The following is a 17467-nucleotide window of genomic DNA, read 5'->3' as shown; positions in this document are numbered from 1 at the left end:
ATGTCCCGACAGAACTATACTTTCACTTCGGAGTCCGTTTCCGAAGGGCACCCGGATAAGGTTTGCGACCGGATCTCGGATGCCGTCCTTGACGCATTTTTGAACGAAGAACCCGAAGCGCGAGTGGCCTGTGAAACCTTTGCCACGACTGATCGAGTGGTGATTGGCGGTGAAGTAGGTCTGTCTGATCAGGACAAGTTGCACGACTACATGGGCCGCATCGACGAAATCGCGCGCGCCTGTATCAAGGATATCGGCTACGAGCAGGACAAGTTTCACCACGAAACCGTCGAGGTTACGAACCTGTTGCACGAGCAATCCGCGCATATCGCGCAGGGTGTGGATGCGTCTGAGAACAAGGAAGAAGGTGCCGGTGACCAAGGCATCATGTTCGGCTATGCGACGACCGAAACTCCAGCGCTGATGCCTGCTCCGATCCAGTATTCCCACGCAATCCTTCGCCGTCTGGCAGAGGTGCGTAAGAATGGCTCGGAACCGGCGCTGGGCCCTGATGCCAAGTCGCAATTGTCGGTCATATATCGCGATGGCAAGCCTGTTGGTGTTAGTTCTATCGTGCTATCGACTCAGCACTTGGACGAAGCGCTGACCTCGAAAGACATCCGTGCCATCGTCGAGCCTTACATCGCCGAAACCCTTCCCGAAGGCTGGCTGACCAACGAAACAGAGTGGCACGTGAATCCCACCGGGAAATTCGTGATTGGCGGCCCGGATGGCGATGCCGGTTTGACCGGGCGCAAAATTATCGTGGACACCTATGGCGGTGCCGCGCCGCATGGCGGTGGCGCGTTCTCGGGCAAAGACCCGACTAAAGTGGACCGCTCGGCGGCATATGCCGCGCGCTATCTGGCCAAGAACGTGGTTGCCGCAGGCATGGCCGAACGCTGCACCATTCAGCTGAGCTATGCGATTGGCGTATCCAAGCCGTTGTCGATTTACGCTGACACACATGGCACTGGTCAAATTGCGGATTCTCAGATCGAAAAGGCAGTCGGTCAGGTGATGGACCTGACCCCACGCGGCATTCGCGAGCATCTGCAACTGAACAAGCCGATCTATCAGCGCACCGCTGCTTACGGCCATTTTGGCCGCGAACCGGATGCGGATGGTGGTTTCAGCTGGGAACGCACCGATCTGGCCGATGCACTGAAATCGGCAGTCTGATCTGAAATAACCCCAAGCGCGCCGAATCTGGCGCGCTTTTTCGTTGCCGCGCCGGGGTTGCAACACTGCCATCCGCGCAGTAAGGGCACCGCCATGAGTACCCAGACACCCCAACGCCCCCGCAGGAACTTCTATGGCCGCTTCAAGGGCAAGACCCTGAAGCCCAGTCAAAAGACGTATCTGAGCGAAGACCTCGACGCCCTGTCGCCGGGTGCGGTGGATTGGGAGACTAACCCCGAACGTCACCCGCTGGACCTGCAGGCGTTGTTCGGTGGCAAGGATGTTTGGCTTGAGGTCGGCTTTGGCGGTGGCGAGCATCTGGTTCATCAAGCAGCCGGCAATCCCGACATCGGCATCATCGGGGCCGAACCGTATATCAACGGCGTCGCCATGTTGCTGGGCAAGATTCGCAAGGCTGGCGTCGAGAATCTAGCCGTTCATCCCGGCGATGCGCGTGATCTGTTCGATGTACTGCCCGAGGCCAGCATCTCGCGCGCCTTTCTGTTGTACCCCGATCCGTGGCCCAAAACGCGGCACCATCGTCGTCGCTTTGTGACGCAGGAACACTTGGAGCCATTGGCCCGCGCCCTGAAGCCGGGCTCGATCTTTCGCGTGGCGACTGACATTCCCGATTATGTCCGACAGACGCTGGAAGAGGTTCCGCGTGCCGGGTTCGAATGGCTGGCTGAACGTCCCGCAGACTGGCGCGAGCCGTGGGATGACTGGATTTCCACCCGCTACGAACAAAAGGCCCTGCGTGAAGGGCGCACGCCTCATTACCTGACCTTCCGGCGCAAAGGCTGATTGCCGCTGGACCAACCGGCCCCAATTCGCTAATCCGCCTTGAACTGATAGCGAAAACAGGAGCCCCCATGTCCGGACACGGCACGCCCATCCCGATGACCTCGCATCCCTGCGGCCCGCTGACCGGCACGGCTGAGGTGCCCGGCGACAAGTCGATCTCGCATCGCTCGCTGATCCTTGGCGCAATGGCGGTCGGTGAGACCAAAATCTCGGGCCTGCTGGAAGGTGAAGATGTCCTGGACACCGCCAAGGCCATGCGGGCCTTTGGGGCCGAAGTCACCGATCATGGCAATGGCGAATGGACAGTACATGGTGTGGGTGTTGGTGGTTTCGCCGAACCCGATCAGGTGATTGACTGTGGAAACTCGGGCACCGGAGTGCGGCTGATCATGGGTGCGATGGCGACCTCTCCGATCACCGCAACATATACTGGTGATGCCAGCCTGAACAAACGTCCGATGGCGCGGGTCACCGATCCGCTGGCGCTGTTTGGAACGCAATCGGTAGGTCGCTCGGGTGGGCGCTTGCCGATGACCATCGTTGGTGCTGCTGAACCGGTTCCGGTGCGCTATGAGGTGCCGGTGCCGTCAGCTCAGGTGAAATCCGCGGTGCTGCTGGCCGGTCTGAACGCGCCGGGCAAGACCGTCGTGATCGAGAAAGAAGCCACCCGTGACCACTCGGAACGGATGCTGGCTGGCTTTGGTGCTGAAATCACCGTCGAAGATACTGATGAGGGCCGAGTGATCACCCTGACCGGTCGCCCCGAGCTGAAACCGCAAGTCCTTGCTGTGCCGCGTGACCCGTCCAGCGCGGCCTTCCCGGTCTGCGCGGCGCTGATCACGCCCGGTTCGGATGTGTTGGTGCCCGGCATCGGGCTGAACCCGACCCGCGCGGGTCTGTTTACCACGCTGCGCGAGATGGGCGCCGACCTGACATATGAGAATGAACGCGAAGAAGGCGGCGAACCCGTTGCCGATCTGCGGGCGAAATACTCGCCCAACATGAAGGGCATCAACGTACCGCCTGAACGTGCGGCTTCGATGATCGACGAATATCCGGTTTTGTCGGTGGTAGCAGCAAACGCCGCAGGCACAACGATGATGGGCGGCGTGAAAGAGTTGCGTGTTAAGGAAAGCGATCGGATCGACGCGATGGCCAGAGGTTTACGTGCCAACGGCGTGACCGTCGACGAGGGCGAGGATTGGTGGTCGGTCGAGGGGTTGGGCATCGGCAACATCCCCGGTGGCGGTACGTGCGAGAGCTTTTTGGACCACCGCATCGCTATGTCTTTCATGGTTATGGGTATGGGCGCGAAAACTCCGGTCTCTGTAGATGATGGCGGCCCCATCGCCACCTCATTCCCGATTTTCGAACCTCTGATGGCGGCATTGGGTGCCAAGGTCGAACGTACATGAGCTTTACGGTCGCTATCGACGGTCCCGCAGCGGCTGGCAAGGGAACTATATCCAAAGGGGTTGCGGCCCATTTCGGTTTTGCGCATTTGGACACGGGCCTGCTGTACCGTGCCGTTGGCCGCCGAACGTTGGATGGGATCGACCCGACTGAGGCTGCACAGGCACTGACCCCTGAAGAATTGCAGCAGGGCGATTTGCGGACGGCCGAGATTGCGCAGGCGGCCTCAAAAGTCGCTGTGATCCCCGAAGTCCGCGCGGCGTTGGTCGACTTCCAACGCGCGTTCGCTCGGCGAGAAGGTGGAGCGGTTCTGGACGGTCGCGATATCGGGACGGTGATTTGCCCCGAGGCCGAAGTAAAGCTGTTCGTAACGGCGAGCGCCGAGGTCCGGGCAGAACGTCGCTATCTGGAGCTGAGTGCCAAGGGGGCCGACGTGACGCGCGATCAGGTGTTGAATGATGTGCGCGAAAGAGACGCTCGAGACGCAGAGCGCAGCGCCGCGCCGATGAAACCCGCCGCAGATGCCGTGCTGCTGGACACTTCTGACCTGAGTATCGAGGCGGCGCTGGCTCAGGCGGTGGCTCTTATCAAAACCAGGCGCCCCGCAGCACACTAGTACCGCGGGGCAGACGCTCAGAGTTCGCCAACGGCGATAGTCTTGATCTGGGCCCATTGATCGTCGGCAGTTTTTGCCGTGCCGGTCACATCCTTCAGGAAAGCTGCGCGAGTTTCAGCGTTCAGAAACAGGTACAGTTTGCCGTCGGTGACCAGATACTGATCCGGGTCGCCGTCAAACTTCTTGCCAACCGACACGCCGAACGAACAAAACCCGCCGTGCTGCGGCAGATAAGCACCGGGGTTGACTTCGAAAGCTTCGCGATTTGCAGCGCTGGTAAAGTAGTAGGACGCTCCGTCGTAGGTGGCGGAATGTGTGGCAAAGCCTTCAACCGGATTGCCGTCATTGACCAACGCCACCAGATCTACGCCATGCGCGGCCAGCGGTGCGCCTGCTGCCGAGATACCGTTCGAGACGTTGATTTCATCTGCTGCGAAAGCCGGGGCGGCGATCAAGGGTAGGGTGGCGATCAGGGAGGTCACGATCAGAGATTTCATTGCTTTTCCTTTCATGTTCAGGATCGGGCTGACGGGGCCGCCAGCCGCTGAAACAAAGCTAGGTGGCCGTATCTGAACGAGCTATCGCAGTTAGAGCGGCATATCTTGCAGATCGTTCAAAGCTGTGGCCAAGCAGGAAATACTCCTCACCAAGCTTTGTTTGGTCAGAGTGCAAATGGGTTCCTATGGTTGACGTGTAGACTGCAGGAGAGATGCGATGATCCGACTAGCCGCAATGCTGATATTTCTGGCCGGAGGTCTGGCGGCGCAGGAAGGCGCCGAAACCGAGCCTCCGATGGATTATGAACGTCTGGGCAAGATTATCTTTGCGCTCGACCCCGAGGCACAGCCCCAAGGGCCAGGCTTTCAGCTCACTGTGTCGGACTTCCCGGTATTGGTAATTACAGACATCAGCGCTGATCGGATGCGCGCTATGGTTCCGATACGCAGCGCCGAGGGCCTGACCGCCGAAGACATGCAGCGTATGATGCAGGCGAATTTCGATACCACTTTGGATGCCCGCTATGCGATTGCCAACGGCACCTTGTGGGCCGCGTTTATCCACCCATTGTCTTTGCTGAAGAAGGATCAGCTAATCTCGGGTCTGGCGCAGACAGTAAACATCGCCAACACTTATGGCACGTTCTATTCCAGCGGAGCGGCAGAGTTCGGCGGAGGTGACAGCGGCGACCTTCAGCGCGCCCTGATCGAAGAACTTCTGAAGAAGGGCGAAGAAATCTGACCCGAGCCGGAAATGAACGCGCTTTATGTGAGGCGGCCAATGTAACAGTTTTGTTGCGGTTCCCACACAAATGCACAGATCTAAGCGGCTTTGGCCCTAGCGACGTACCGGAAACTTGGTATGCTATTTGTTCAAGCAAAAGGGGGTAGCTGCGCGAAATCCAGAAAAACTAGAAAAAGGAAGCAGCGAATACGCCCCTGAAGCCAACAGGGATGGAAAATATGAATAATCGACTGCGCAAAATCACCATTGTCGGCGGGGGAACGGCAGGGTGGATGACCGCGCTGATCCTGGACATGGTGTTTTCTCGCACTTCAGCACCCAAGGATCGCCCACAGCTTTGCCTTATTGAAAGCCCCAATATCTCGACCGTGGGCGTCGGAGAAGCCACGGTGCCACGCATGCCAGTCACGCTGCGCCAGGCGGGCATTTCCGAGCGGGACTTTTTCCGCGAAACGAACGCGTCGTTCAAACTGGGGGTAAAGTTCTGCAATTGGAACAAGGACGCCAAGGGTAATCGCATCGACTATGTGAACCCCTTTGCCCATGGTCAGATGATCGAAGGGTTAGAAGCGGCCGAGTATTTCTTGCGATTTGGAAACGGCGGGCGGGACTTCACGCAATCCGTTTCTCCGCACGATGATCTGGGCCGTTTGTGCAAAGGCGCGCGGCAATTGGGGCAGCCGGAATTCGAGCAGCGGTTTGGCTATGCCTATCATTTGGATGCAGTAAAGTTTGCAGGCATGCTGACACGGGTCTGCACACAGCGCGGCGTGGAGCATATCCGGGATGAGGTGCAGGCGGTCGAACTGGACGAACAGGGCAATGTCAGCCACCTGATGCTGGAGCGGAATGGTCGCCATGACATCGAAATGGTTATTGATTGCACCGGGTTCCGTGGGTTGATCATTAACCAGGCTCTGGGTGAGCCGTTCATGGATTATTCGGACTACCTGCCGAACGACCGCGCGATGGCGTTGCAGATCGAGCATCCAAACCCAAGGAAGATCGAAAGTCTGACACGGGCGACCGCGCTGGGCGCAGGTTGGACCTGGCGCGTGCCGCTGTTTAACCGGGTGGGCACGGGTTATGTGTTCTCGTCTGCGCACCGCACGGATGATCAGGCAGCAGATGAATATCTCAAGTGGTTGGGTGACAGCGGTAAGGGGGCGACGCCGCGCGTGATCCCGATGCGGATCGGGCGTGTCCGCAATGCCTGGGTCAAGAATTGCCTGGCAATCGGTTTGTCCGGCGGGTTCATCGAGCCTTTGGAAAGTACCGCGATCCACATGATTGATCACGCGGTACGATGGTTTGCCGAACACTTGCCCACGCGCGATATCGAGCCGCCCTTGCGGGCAAGATACAATCGGCAGATGAACAGGATGTATGATGAAGTTCTGGATTTCATCTGTCTGCACTATCGTTTGGGCAACCGCACGGACGATCAATATTGGATTGATGCGCGCACCGAGATGAAGATCCCGGATCGTTTGGCCGAGAATCTCGAACTGTGGCAGCACCGCCTGCCGATAGAGCACGATATCGAATTCGCAACGCTGTTCAATTTCCGGGTCTATCAAACCGTTCTTTTGGGCAAGCAAGTCTATGATACAGGCTACGGTACTGGCATACGTGATCGTCTGCGGCCGCTGAAAAAACCGATCTGGGCTCAGGCAATGAAGCACGCGAAAATGGACCTTGCACGCATAATTCAAGCAATGCCGGACCACAAAACGCTGCTGCGTGATATCCGTGGAGAACTGAAGCAACCAACCTTTGCAATGGCGTCGGCGATGAAACCGACTGTGGCCATGCCCGGTGTCGCGCCCGAACCCTTGGTGATTCAGAATATGCCGAATATCGCCGAAATCCAAAGCGGAAAGAAGGACTTACAATTATTCTAGGGGTTTTTCTTGCGCTCTGCGCAGGGAACATCTGAAAAGAATGAAGGGCGGGGCGATGAGTTCCGCCTTTTTCCTTCACCTATTGTGGGTCGTATGAATGTAATGTAATCACATTTAAAAAAAGTGAGGGGTGAGCAGAGTGCGTTCACGGCAGCAACAAAGCCAAAAGGCCCGTCGGAATCTGCGGAGCAGTCTCAAACGCACGCGGCGGCAGACAGCGCCAATGCAGGTCTACGATTCGCTTCCGCTGGGGCTTCGGCAATGGTTGGCCTCGGCAACCCTGCCGTGGAGCCCCGTTTCCGCTCAGAAGATCTGGAACCGGGCCGGCGGTGAGCGTAATCCAACCGCCGCACTGATGCGCTTGAATGAAATCGAGCAGGCCATGCTGCGACGCGATGCCGGGGTTTGGAGTGGCAAAACCTGAGCCGTGCCCCCGCAAAGACCTGCCGAACCTAGTAAATTAAGGGTCTTTGCCCTTGCACAGTCTACGGAATCCACCTATAGACGCGCTGTCTGAACAAGGGCGGTTAACGTCTGGATGACGTATCTGAGCAGGGCCGGGTTACCTCGGCCCTTTGTGTTTGTTTGCTCAGGTTCGTTCTGGATCACGCTGTCAGGCACCATGAAACAAGACCGGCGGAGACAACCGCTCGGCCAGCAAAAACGTATGTAAAGGAAAACAACGCCACATGGCTAACGCATCCATGGAGGAATTCGAAGCCCTCCTGAATGAAAGCTTCGAAATGGACACACCCGAAGAGGGTTCTGTTGTCAAAGGCAAGGTTCTGGCGATCGAAGCCGGCCAAGCCATCATCGACGTAGGCTACAAAATGGAAGGCCGCGTTGATCTGAAAGAATTCGCAAATCCCGGCGAAGCCCCTGAAATTGCTGTAGGCGACGAGGTCGAAGTATACCTGCGTGCCGCAGAAAACGCCCGTGGCGAAGCCGTCATCTCGCGCGAGATGGCCCGCCGTGAAGAGGCATGGGACCGTCTGGAAAAAGCATATGCCGACGACCAGCGCGTCGAAGGTGCAATCTTTGGTCGCGTCAAAGGTGGCTTCACCGTCGATCTGGGTGGCGCAGTTGCGTTCCTGCCCGGCTCGCAGGTTGATGTGCGCCCCGTGCGCGACGCTGGCCCGCTGATGGGTCTGAAGCAGCCGTTCCAGATCCTGAAAATGGACCGCCGCCGTGGCAACATCGTTGTGTCGCGCCGCGCAATCCTGGAAGAATCGCGTGCCGAACAGCGTGCCGAAGTTATCGGCAACCTGTCCGAAGGTCAGACCGTCGAGGGTGTCGTCAAGAACATCACCGAATACGGTGCATTCGTTGACCTGGGCGGCGTTGACGGCCTGCTGCACGTCACCGACATGGCATGGCGCCGTGTGAACCACCCGTCCGAAATCCTGACGATCGGCGAAACCATCAAGGTTCAGGTCATCAAGATCAACAAAGAGACCCACCGCATCAGCCTGGGCATGAAGCAGCTGCAGGAAGATCCGTGGGATCTGGTTGCTGCCAAGTACCCGCTGGGCTCGGTCCATCAGGGTCGCGTCACCAACATCACCGACTACGGCGCGTTCGTCGAGCTGGAAGCCGGTGTCGAAGGTCTGGTGCACGTGTCCGAGATGTCCTGGACCAAGAAAAACGTCCACCCCGGCAAGATCGTTTCGACCAGCCAGGAAGTCGACGTCATGGTTCTGGAAATCGACGGCGCCAAGCGTCGCGTGTCTCTGGGCCTGAAGCAGACTCAGCGCAACCCGTGGGAAGTGTTTGCAGAAACACACCCCGAGGGCACGCAGGTCGAAGGCGAAGTCAAGAACATCACCGAATTCGGTCTGTTCATCGGCCTCGAAGGCGACATCGACGGCATGGTTCACCTCAGCGACCTGTCGTGGGACGAGCGTGGCGAGGATGCCATCCAGAACTACCGCAAAGGCGATATGGTTTCGGCTGTTGTCTCGGAAGTTGACGTTGAGAAAGAGCGTATCTCGCTGTCGATCAAAGCCCTGGGCGGTGACAAGTTCGCCGAAGCCGTGGGCGGCGTGAAGCGTGGCTCGGTCATCACCGTCGAAGTGACCGCGATCGAAGATGGCGGCATCGAGGTCGAGTACGAAGGCATGAAGTCGTTCATCCGCCGTTCCGACCTGTCGCGTGACCGTGCTGACCAGCGCCCTGAGCGTTTCTCGGTCGGTGACAAGGTCGACGTTCGCGTCACCAACGTCGACAGCAAGACCCGCCGTTTGGGCCTGTCGATCAAGGCACGCGAGATCGCCGAAGAGAAAGAGGCCGTGGAACAGTACGGTTCCTCCGACTCGGGCGCGTCGCTGGGCGACATCCTGGGTGCAGCGCTGAAGTCGGGCGACTAAGCCCAGGCATCAGCCTAGCCGAATTTACGGCCCCGCGTATCTGCGCGGGGCCGTTTTTGTTGCGAATCAATATGTTCCAATTTCTGGGCTTTATTCACCTGTCGTTCACGCTTTAAGCGGGTAATTCCCGCTCACAAGCAAAAAAACGCGCGAATTCATAGGAAAATGAAGGCTTTGCACACAGAGTCGACGTTCCCCCGAACCGGGTTTGTTTCTATACTGTCCGAACAACTAGAGATGGCTAACCGGTCGCCTGGGAGGGTAACGCTCATGATCCGTTCAGAACTGATTCAGAAAATCGCCGACGAAAACCCGCATCTTTATCAACGCGACGTCGAGCGGATTGTGAATACTGTGTTCGAAGAGGTGACCGACGCGATGGCGCGCGGTGACCGTGTGGAACTGCGTGGATTTGGTGCTTTTTCGGTAAAGCAACGCGATGCTCGCGTGGGCCGCAACCCTCGCACTGGTGAGACTGTTCAGGTCGAGGAAAAATGTGTGCCGTTCTTCAAAACTGGCAAGTTGCTAAGGGACCGATTGAACGGTAAAGCCTAGGGCATGATACGCTACCTTCGATATGCTTTCCTGGCGATCCTCGGGATCGTTCTGATTTCCGTTTCACTGGCCAATCGCGAAACAGTTGAGCTGACGCTGATGCCGGAACCTTTTGCCGAGCTTGTGGGCTTTAACCTCAGCACGTCGCTGCCGCTGTTTGTGGTGGTGCTGGGCGGTGTGGTCGCCGGCCTGATCATCGGTTTCCTGTGGGAATGGCTGCGCGAGCATAAGCATCGCCGGGATGCATCGGTGAAGAAAAGCGAAGTGCGCAAGCTTGAGCGAGAGGTCAAGAAGCTCAAGAAAAAGCAGAACGAAGGTCAGGACGAAGTGCTTGCCCTTCTGGATGAGGCCAGCTGAGGCCCTTAAATGTCTGATGCTTCGGTCAAAATTTGCGGCCTGACCGCCCCGGATCACGTGCGCGCGGCTGCCGACGCTGGCGCGCGCTATGTCGGGTTCGTGTTTTTTCCCAAATCGCCACGCCATTTGGAAGTCGAGGCTGCCGCCAAGCTGGCCCACCTTGTTCCCGCAGGGATTGCCAAGGTTGCGTTGACCGTGAACGCAACCGATGAAGACCTTGATCGTATCGCCGCTGCTGTGCCGCTGGATATGTTGCAGCTGCATGGAAAGGAAAACCCTGACCGGGTGGCCGAGGTTCGCGACCGGTTTGGACTGCCGGTAATGAAGGCGGTCGGGGTGGCTGAGGCTGAGGATCTTGCAGCGATTGATCTGTACTCTGAGGTGGCCGATCAACTGCTGATCGACGCCAAACCGCCCCGCAATTCCGAGTTGCCGGGCGGTAATGGCCTGTCTTTCGACTGGCGCTTACTGGCCGGGCGTAAATACTGGCGTCGCCCATGGATGTTGGCCGGTGGACTAACTCCCGACAACGTCGCCGAAGCCATGCGCATGACCGGCGCGCAGCAAGTCGATGTGTCTTCGGGCGTGGAAAGCGCGCCTGGGGTCAAGGACGAAGCGCTCATCCGGGCCTTTATCGACGCCACAAGGTGATCTGATCGCCAAGCGGCCGCGTATCTCCGAAAGGGGAGGGGGCGACCATGCTTGCAGCGATTGGCGGAGTTTCATTAAAACGGTGGTACTATGGCCCGGAATTTTTCTGGCGTGCCCGTCAGGCGCTGCTGCAAGCGCGTGGCGATCCATTGTGTCTGCAGGCAGATGTATTCCCGCATCAAGGGCTCTATTTTTCTCTGAGTGTCTGGCACGATGCCGAGGCGATGCTGACCTTCGCGCATTCCGGCCCGCATCGCCGTGTCGTGCAGGCGGCTTCAAGGCTGGCGGACGTAAATGAGTTTCACCATTTTCCCTGCATCGCGGTGCCCAGCAGAGAGCAAGCCTTGCAAGTCTGGGCACACCATATTGAAGCGGCGGAATAATACGTTTTGGCATGGCAAATCCCGCCGCCACCACCTATGAACAACGGGTACGACGAGGGAGACACCCATGGCCAACGATCTTTTCAATTCCTTCATGTCCGGCCCCGACGAGCAGGGCCGTTTTGGCATCTTCGGCGGGCGGTTTGTCAGCGAGACGCTGATGCCCCTGATCCTGTCGCTGGAAGAGGAATATGAGAAAGCCAAGGACGATCCCACCTTCTGGGCCGAGATGGACGATCTGTGGGCAAACTACGTGGGCCGCCCATCGCCGCTGTATTACGCGGAACGCCTGACCGAGCATTTGGGCGGTGCAAAGATCTATCTCAAGCGTGATGAGCTGAACCATACTGGCGCACACAAGATCAACAACGTGCTGGGCCAGATCATTCTGGCGCGCCGCATGGGCAAAACTCGAATAATCGCAGAAACAGGGGCCGGTCAGCACGGCGTGGCCACCGCTACTGTCTGCGCCAAGTTCGGCCTGAAATGCGTAGTTTATATGGGTGCCCATGACGTGCAGCGTCAGGCCCCGAACGTGTTCCGTATGCGCCTTCTGGGTGCCGAAGTGATTCCGGTTACGTCGGGTCGCGGCACGTTGAAAGACGCGATGAACGACGCCCTGCGCGACTGGGTGACCAATGTGCGCGACACGTTCTACTGCATCGGCACCGTGGCCGGTCCACACCCATACCCCGCGATGGTCCGTGATTTCCAGTCGATCATCGGCAAGGAAGCCAAGGAACAGATGATGAAGGCCGAGGGCCGCCTGCCCGATACCATCATCGCGGCCATTGGTGGTGGATCGAATGCGATGGGCCTGTTCTACCCATTCCTTGACGACAAAGACGTCAACATCATCGGTGTTGAGGCCGGTGGTAAGGGCGTGAACGAAAAAATGGAGCACTGCGCCTCGCTGACCGGCGGTCGTCCGGGCGTGCTGCATGGCAACCGCACCTATCTGCTGCAGGATGATGACGGCCAGATTTTGGAAGGCTATTCGATCTCAGCCGGTCTGGACTATCCGGGCATTGGCCCTGAACATTCCTGGTTGCATGACATCGGTCGGGCGAACTATGTCTCGATCACCGACAAAGAGGCGCTGGAGGCGTTCCAGCTGTGCTGCGCGACCGAGGGCATTATTCCGGCGCTAGAGCCCTGCCACGCGCTGGCGCATGTGATGAAAATCGCGCCCGAGCTGCCCAAAGATCACCTGATCTGCATGAACATGTGCGGACGCGGCGACAAAGACGTGCAGACCGTGGCCAAATATCTGAACTTTGACATGTCGGATACAGAAGGCCGCACGGCAGACTAAAAAGCCGCTGGTTCACGAAAATTTAGACGGCCCTTACCTTTAGGCAGGTGAGGGCCGTTTTGCGTTCCAAGACCGGTTCGCCGGGGTCAGGTCTTGCTGGCAGCGTACTGCGTAAGAATGTCCAACGGAACTACTTCAAGCGCCCGTTGATGGGTGGCTTCCAGATGCACCTTGGGTGCGCAGCCCTCGTCATGAGCTTGCAGGAACCGCCCGGCGCACAGGCACCAACTGTCTCCGGGTTTCAGACCGGGAAAGTTGAAATCGGGCCGGGGGGTGCTCAGGTCATTCCCGACATATTTGGAAAAGGCCAGAAATTCGGCCGTCATAACTGCGCACACCGTGTGGCTGCCCTGATCTTCGGGGCACGTATTGCAGGCCCCATCGCGAAAAAACCCGGTCAGCGGATCACGCGAACATGGGGCAAGCACCCCACCCAACACATTGATACTGTCTTGTTTTTGCATGAGACCACTTTACAGGCTTTGGGCGATTTTGCGGAACATTTCTATATTGGCTTCGTTGATGCCTGGATCTCGGAACTTGCGATCCGCCCCGGTTGTTACAATCAGTACGCCGCGCGGTTGGTCGAAATAGATGTATTGCCCGTAAACACCACGGGCCAGAAACTCACCCTCATGCGCGCCAAGGGGGATCCACCATTGGTAGCCATAGCCGATCTTGCCGGGCACGGTCGGGGCACTGGGCAGAACGGATTTGGCAATCCAGTCTGCGGGCACCAGTTGCACACCGTTATGGACCCCGTTCTGCAGGATCATCTGACCAAACCGAGCGAAATCACGGGTGGTGAAATTCAGCCCACCCAGCACAAAGGCGACCCCGGCCCCGTCGGTTACATAATAGCCGTCGTACTCAAGGCCCAAGGGCTGAATGATCTTCTCCGTCAACAGTTCGGTCACGCTGCGATCAGTCGCTCCACGGATCACCATGCCGATGACATGAGTGTCGATGGATACGTACTGCCAAGTTTCACCAGGGGTCGCGAAGGTGTCTTGCAAAGAGGCCGCGAAATCGTCCAGTTCTCCACCCAGGGCGACGACCCGGCCCATGCGGTTGATATCAGAGTTCGGGTCGAAATAATCCTCGTTAAACGTGACACCACTGGCCATGTTCAGGACATTGCGGATCGTAGCACCGTCATAAGCGGTGCCTTCCAGTTCAGGCGCGTACTTCGTGACCGGATCGTCCAGCGACTCAATAGCGCCTTCGGCTAGCAGGATGCCGAACAGCGCCGAGAGATAGCTTTTTGCAACTGACCATGAAATGCGCCGATCTTCGGGGCCGGTGCCCTGATAGTATTCTTCAAACCTGATCTGCCCATCCTGCATCACCAGCAGAGAGGTCACCGCGCGGTCCTCGATCCAATTGTCGGTGCCCTCGGGAAGATCAAAACCAGGGCCGTAAGAGAGTTCTGAGGTCGGACCATTGCCGCGTGGTAAGTTGACCGTCAGAAAGGCTTCGTCCATATTGGAAAAATTGTGAACGATCTTTTCCTCGGAAAACAAAGAGTTAACGGCCATCAGGCGCTGAAGCTCTTCGCGTTTCCAGAACCCTATAACAACCGCGGCCAGCACCAGCATCAGAAGGATGCGTAGCATCCACTTCAACACAGCTCTCATAGTCTGCCTCCCTCTTCCTGCCGCATAGGAGCGCGAGCAACGCCATTGTGCAATTGGGACGTTACGGCATAGTGACGGGCTCTATTTGAACTTATCCAACAGCTTTTGCATGGCCGTGCGCTCGTCAACTTCTGGAACAGGCGCGGGCTTGGATGCGGTTTTGGGTGCCTCAGCCGGTGATTTTGAAGACCGAGGAGGGGCGGTGCGCAGCGCGACCGCGTTCATGAACTTGCCGCTGTCTCCGTCCGCCAGGTAGCCTGCCCCGTCTGACACGCCACGCAGCACGTCATCCAGCCAATCGGCATCGGCCTTTGCAAAGTCGCCAAGGACGTAGGGTGAAACCATCTCTTTCCGTCCCGGATGGCCGATACCCAGCCGCACCCGATCATAGGCCGGGCTGATATGATCGTGGATGGAACGCAGCCCGTTGTGTCCGGCGTGCCCTCCGCCCGCCTTGACGCGCACCTTGCCGGGGGCGAGGTCCAGTTCGTCGTGAAAGATGGTCACGTCGGTCGAGTCTAACTTATAAAACCGCATTGCCTCGCCCACGGGCTGACCGGAACGGTTCATAAAGGTTTGCGGCTTAATCAGCAGTACTTTTTCACCGCCCAGACGCCCTTCGGCAATCTCGGCCTGAAACTTGGATTTCCAAGGACCAAAGCCGTGGTCGTCGGCAATCCGGTCCACGGCCATAAAGCCGATGTTGTGCCGGTTGCGGGCGTATTTCGATCCCGGATTCCCCAATCCGACAAACAGTTTCATAGTCTCGTCCTTGTGCAGCGCTGGTGGTTGATGGCACGGAATGCCACTGCTTTTCCAGCCCGTAGCACCAAAAGAAAACGGGGCCCAATCTAGGCCCCGTTCCAAAATACGAAAAGAAGATTCAGACTTATTCTTCTGCTTCTTCCTGACCGACGACTTCTACTTCGTCTGCGGCTACTTCTTCGCCTTCTTCCTCGTCGTCGCTGGACGACAGGCCTGTCGGTGCCGAGATGTTCGCGATCACGAAGTCACGGTCGATGGTCGGCTTGGTGCCCGCAGGCAGATCAACAGCCGAAATAGTCACAACGTCGTTGATGTTCAGACCGGTCAGATCAACAGTGATCTTTTCAGGAATGTCACCGGCGGTACACATCAGTTCGACTTCCGGACGAACAACGGTCAGAACGCCGCCCTTCTTGATGCCGGGGGCCGCTTCTTCGTTGATGAACTCAACCGGGATGAACAGCGCGATCTTGGTAGTCCGACGCAGGCGCATCAGATCCAGATGGGTCGGCAGGTCTTTGACGACGTCACGCTGAACGTCGCGGCAGATGACGCGGACGTCTTCGTGGCCTTCAACCTTCAGGTTCCACAGGGTCGACTTGAACCGGCCCGCTTTCAGGCGCTTGAACAGGACGTTGAACGGGATCTGGATCGGCAGCGGCTCTTTGTCGCCACCAAAAACAATGCCCGGAACCATGCCGTCGCGGCGTGCTTGACGAGCGGCGCCCTTGCCTGTCCCCGTCCGTTCCAGAGCTACGAGATCAGGAATCTCACCAGCCATGATATATCTCCAAATGTTAGGGCGGGCATCCTCCAAGGCTGTATGCCCGCGTGAAGCCGCGTCCTTAGCTTGATTCATTAGATTTGGAAAGGGGTTTTTAGCCGCAATGATTTTTTGCGAGGCTCTGCCTCGCGCTCCGAGGTATTTGGGGCCAGATGAATAACGGATCCCTTGCTTCATCTGGCTAAAAATATCTCGGGGGAGTCGCCCAAAGGGCGGCGGGGGCAGAGCGCCCTGATCCCGCGTAGTCAGCCCTGCCAGCGGCCACCGAAGTCTTCGGGGATCAGCAGGTTATGCCGCCCCAGATCACCGACGCTTTTCTCACCGCACAGGGCCATAGTCGTGTCCAGTTCTTTCTGAATAAGTTCCAGCGCGGTAGTCACGCCTTTCTGGCCCATCGCACCCAGCCCATAGACAAATGCGCGACCTACATAGGTGCCCTTGGCCCCCAGAGCGACGGCCTTGAGGACGTCCTGACCTGACCGGATACCACTGTCCATGTGGACTTCGATGTCACCTCCGACCGCATCCATGATTTCCGGCAGCATGCGAACAGAGCTGAGCGCACCATCCAGTTGGCGGCCACCATGGTTTGAGACGATGATAGCGTCGGCACCCAGTTTTGCGGCCATTTTGGCGTCTTCGGCATCAAGAATACCCTTTAGGATGACTTTGCCGCCCCATTGTTCCATCAGCTTTTCAACTTTGGCCCAATCGAGGCTGGGATCAAACTGTTCAGCCGTCCACGCGCCCAGAGAAGACGCGTCCGAAATACCTTCAACATGACCCACGATGTTGCCAAATTCGCGGCGCTTGGCGTTGAGCATCTCTATGCCCCAGGCCCATTTGGTCATCAGGTTCGCGATGGTTTTCGGGGTTAACTTTGGTGGTGCGGATAAACCGTTTTTCAGATCCTTGTGCCGCTGCCCGAGTATTTGCAGGTCCAGCGTGATCACAAGGGCCGAACACTTTGCATCTTTTGCGCGTTGGATCAGGCGGCTGACATAGTCCTGATCTTTCATCGTATAAAGTTGGAACCAGAAGGGCTTGGTCGTGCTCTGGGCCACGTCTTCGATCGAATTGATCGACATGGTGGATAAGGTGAACGGCACGCCAAACTCTTCTGCAGCTTTTGCGGCCTTTATCTCTCCATCCGCATGCTGCATCCCCGTCAGCCCGACAGGGGCCAGTGCAACCGGCATTGCAACATCTTCACCGATCATCTGCGAAGCGGTCGAGCGCCCGGCCATGTCCACTGCTACCCGTTGCCGTAAGCGAATATCAGAGAAATCCGAGCTGTTTTCACGAAAAGTCTGTTCGGTCCAGCTGCCGCTTTCTGCATAGTCATAAAACATCCGCGGCACGCGGCGTTCATAGAGGCGTCGAAGGTCTTCGATGGTGGTAATGACGGGCATGAAGCAGCGTTTTATTGAGTGGGTTAAATCGTTCTACTGACGTATTCCAAATGGTGCAATTGGCAACGTGGATGAAAAAAA

At 57.7% G+C, this 17467-nt stretch carries 19 protein-coding genes; 13 read left to right on the top strand and 6 right to left on the bottom strand.

Annotation, left to right across the window (positions count from 1 at the left end):
• From metK to cmk, 4 genes are all read left to right on the top strand, one after another.
• Entirely contained in the window at positions 1 to 1182 is a 1182-nt protein-coding gene (gene metK, locus ACR0LN_RS06930) for a methionine adenosyltransferase (protein ID WP_480428615.1), read from the top strand.
• Positions 1183 to 1275: 93 nt separating this feature from the next.
• Complete coding sequence (gene trmB, locus ACR0LN_RS06925) at positions 1276 to 1986, top strand: tRNA (guanine(46)-N(7))-methyltransferase TrmB (RefSeq protein ID WP_480428614.1); 711 nt, start codon at positions 1276 to 1278, stop codon at positions 1984 to 1986.
• 68 nt (positions 1987 to 2054) lie between these two features.
• Entirely contained in the window at positions 2055 to 3401 is a 1347-nt protein-coding gene (aroA, locus tag ACR0LN_RS06920; RefSeq protein ID WP_480428613.1) for a 3-phosphoshikimate 1-carboxyvinyltransferase, read from the top strand.
• Complete coding sequence (gene cmk, locus ACR0LN_RS06915) at positions 3398 to 4015, top strand: (d)CMP kinase (RefSeq protein ID WP_480428611.1); 618 nt, start codon at positions 3398 to 3400, stop codon at positions 4013 to 4015. The genes aroA and cmk overlap by 4 nt, the downstream gene beginning before the upstream one ends.
• Before the next feature lie 17 nt (positions 4016 to 4032).
• On the opposite strand, the gene ACR0LN_RS06910 is transcribed toward cmk, so the two are convergent.
• Positions 4033 to 4512 carry a YHS domain-containing (seleno)protein gene (locus ACR0LN_RS06910; protein ID WP_480428610.1) on the bottom strand — a complete coding sequence of 160 codons (480 nt, stop codon included), beginning with the start codon at positions 4510 to 4512 and terminating at the stop codon, positions 4033 to 4035.
• A gap of 217 nt (positions 4513 to 4729) precedes the next feature.
• Between ACR0LN_RS06910 and ACR0LN_RS06905 the strand changes: the two genes are divergently transcribed.
• From ACR0LN_RS06905 to trpB, 9 genes are all read left to right on the top strand, one after another.
• Complete coding sequence (locus ACR0LN_RS06905; RefSeq protein ID WP_480428609.1) at positions 4730 to 5254, top strand: hypothetical protein; 525 nt, start codon at positions 4730 to 4732, stop codon at positions 5252 to 5254.
• Between the two features lie 221 nt (positions 5255 to 5475).
• A complete protein-coding gene (locus ACR0LN_RS06900) occupies positions 5476 to 7161 on the top strand; it encodes a tryptophan halogenase family protein (RefSeq protein WP_480428608.1) in 1686 nt (561 codons plus the stop codon).
• A gap of 130 nt (positions 7162 to 7291) precedes the next feature.
• The gene (locus tag ACR0LN_RS06895) at positions 7292 to 7585 is read left to right on the top strand and encodes a DUF6525 family protein (RefSeq protein ID WP_480428605.1); all 294 of its coding nucleotides are present in this window, start codon (positions 7292 to 7294) and stop codon (positions 7583 to 7585) included.
• Positions 7586 to 7850: 265 nt separating this feature from the next.
• A complete protein-coding gene (rpsA, locus tag ACR0LN_RS06890) occupies positions 7851 to 9527 on the top strand; it encodes a 30S ribosomal protein S1 (RefSeq protein WP_480428604.1) in 1677 nt (558 codons plus the stop codon).
• Positions 9528 to 9797: 270 nt separating this feature from the next.
• Complete coding sequence (gene ihfB, locus ACR0LN_RS06885; protein WP_037310872.1) at positions 9798 to 10082, top strand: integration host factor subunit beta; 285 nt, start codon at positions 9798 to 9800, stop codon at positions 10080 to 10082.
• Positions 10083 to 10085: 3 nt separating this feature from the next.
• A complete protein-coding gene (locus ACR0LN_RS06880; protein WP_480428602.1) occupies positions 10086 to 10439 on the top strand; it encodes a lipopolysaccharide assembly protein LapA domain-containing protein in 354 nt (117 codons plus the stop codon).
• A gap of 9 nt (positions 10440 to 10448) precedes the next feature.
• Entirely contained in the window at positions 10449 to 11090 is a 642-nt protein-coding gene (locus ACR0LN_RS06875; protein ID WP_480428601.1) for a phosphoribosylanthranilate isomerase, read from the top strand.
• 47 nt (positions 11091 to 11137) lie between these two features.
• On the top strand, positions 11138 to 11473 hold the full coding sequence (locus ACR0LN_RS06870; RefSeq protein WP_480428599.1) for a hypothetical protein: 336 nt from the start codon (positions 11138 to 11140) through the stop codon (positions 11471 to 11473).
• 67 nt (positions 11474 to 11540) lie between these two features.
• Positions 11541 to 12788: a tryptophan synthase subunit beta gene (trpB, locus tag ACR0LN_RS06865; protein WP_480428598.1), complete on the top strand. Its 1248-nt coding sequence runs from the start codon at positions 11541 to 11543 to the stop codon at positions 12786 to 12788.
• Positions 12789 to 12874: 86 nt separating this feature from the next.
• Here trpB and ACR0LN_RS06860 read toward each other — a convergent pair whose 3' ends face one another.
• From ACR0LN_RS06860 to ACR0LN_RS06840, 5 genes are all read right to left on the bottom strand, one after another.
• The gene (locus ACR0LN_RS06860; RefSeq protein ID WP_480428597.1) at positions 12875 to 13252 is read right to left on the bottom strand and encodes a DUF2237 family protein; all 378 of its coding nucleotides are present in this window, start codon (positions 13250 to 13252) and stop codon (positions 12875 to 12877) included.
• 9 nt (positions 13253 to 13261) lie between these two features.
• Positions 13262 to 14425: a serine hydrolase domain-containing protein gene (locus ACR0LN_RS06855; protein WP_480428596.1), complete on the bottom strand. Its 1164-nt coding sequence runs from the start codon at positions 14423 to 14425 to the stop codon at positions 13262 to 13264.
• Positions 14426 to 14506: 81 nt separating this feature from the next.
• A complete protein-coding gene (gene pth / locus ACR0LN_RS06850) occupies positions 14507 to 15187 on the bottom strand; it encodes an aminoacyl-tRNA hydrolase (RefSeq protein WP_480428595.1) in 681 nt (226 codons plus the stop codon).
• A gap of 127 nt (positions 15188 to 15314) precedes the next feature.
• Positions 15315 to 15971 (bottom strand): 50S ribosomal protein L25/general stress protein Ctc, encoded by a 657-nt coding sequence (locus ACR0LN_RS06845; protein ID WP_480428594.1) that lies wholly within the window; start codon positions 15969 to 15971, stop codon positions 15315 to 15317.
• 248 nt (positions 15972 to 16219) lie between these two features.
• Positions 16220 to 17386 carry an alpha-hydroxy acid oxidase gene (locus ACR0LN_RS06840; RefSeq protein WP_480428593.1) on the bottom strand — a complete coding sequence of 389 codons (1167 nt, stop codon included), beginning with the start codon at positions 17384 to 17386 and terminating at the stop codon, positions 16220 to 16222.
• Positions 17387 to 17467 lie beyond the last annotated feature (81 nt).

The organism is Ruegeria sp. AA6 (assembly GCF_056542865.1).
The sequence above is the reverse complement of the archived record's forward strand: the minus strand, read 5'-3'. Positions and strand labels throughout refer to the sequence as shown.

Coding starts and splice junctions, on each gene's coding strand:
- metK (WP_480428615.1), top strand. CDS start 1: ATGTCCCGACAGAACTATACTTTCACTTCGGAGTCCGTTTCCGAAGGG.
- trmB (WP_480428614.1), top strand. CDS start 1,276: ATGAGTACCCAGACACCCCAACGCCCCCGCAGGAACTTCTATGGCCGC.
- aroA (WP_480428613.1), top strand. CDS start 2,055: ATGTCCGGACACGGCACGCCCATCCCGATGACCTCGCATCCCTGCGGC.
- cmk (WP_480428611.1), top strand. CDS start 3,398: ATGAGCTTTACGGTCGCTATCGACGGTCCCGCAGCGGCTGGCAAGGGA.
- ACR0LN_RS06910 (WP_480428610.1), bottom strand. CDS start 4,512: ATGAAATCTCTGATCGTGACCTCCCTGATCGCCACCCTACCCTTGATC.
- ACR0LN_RS06905 (WP_480428609.1), top strand. CDS start 4,730: ATGATCCGACTAGCCGCAATGCTGATATTTCTGGCCGGAGGTCTGGCG.
- ACR0LN_RS06900 (WP_480428608.1), top strand. CDS start 5,476: ATGAATAATCGACTGCGCAAAATCACCATTGTCGGCGGGGGAACGGCA.
- rpsA (WP_480428604.1), top strand. CDS start 7,851: ATGGCTAACGCATCCATGGAGGAATTCGAAGCCCTCCTGAATGAAAGC.
- ihfB (WP_037310872.1), top strand. CDS start 9,798: ATGATCCGTTCAGAACTGATTCAGAAAATCGCCGACGAAAACCCGCAT.
- ACR0LN_RS06880 (WP_480428602.1), top strand. CDS start 10,086: ATGATACGCTACCTTCGATATGCTTTCCTGGCGATCCTCGGGATCGTT.
- ACR0LN_RS06875 (WP_480428601.1), top strand. CDS start 10,449: ATGTCTGATGCTTCGGTCAAAATTTGCGGCCTGACCGCCCCGGATCAC.
- ACR0LN_RS06870 (WP_480428599.1), top strand. CDS start 11,138: ATGCTTGCAGCGATTGGCGGAGTTTCATTAAAACGGTGGTACTATGGC.
- trpB (WP_480428598.1), top strand. CDS start 11,541: ATGGCCAACGATCTTTTCAATTCCTTCATGTCCGGCCCCGACGAGCAG.
- ACR0LN_RS06860 (WP_480428597.1), bottom strand. CDS start 13,252: ATGCAAAAACAAGACAGTATCAATGTGTTGGGTGGGGTGCTTGCCCCA.
- ACR0LN_RS06855 (WP_480428596.1), bottom strand. CDS start 14,425: ATGAGAGCTGTGTTGAAGTGGATGCTACGCATCCTTCTGATGCTGGTG.
- pth (WP_480428595.1), bottom strand. CDS start 15,187: ATGAAACTGTTTGTCGGATTGGGGAATCCGGGATCGAAATACGCCCGC.
- ACR0LN_RS06845 (WP_480428594.1), bottom strand. CDS start 15,971: ATGGCTGGTGAGATTCCTGATCTCGTAGCTCTGGAACGGACGGGGACA.
- ACR0LN_RS06840 (WP_480428593.1), bottom strand. CDS start 17,386: ATGCCCGTCATTACCACCATCGAAGACCTTCGACGCCTCTATGAACGC.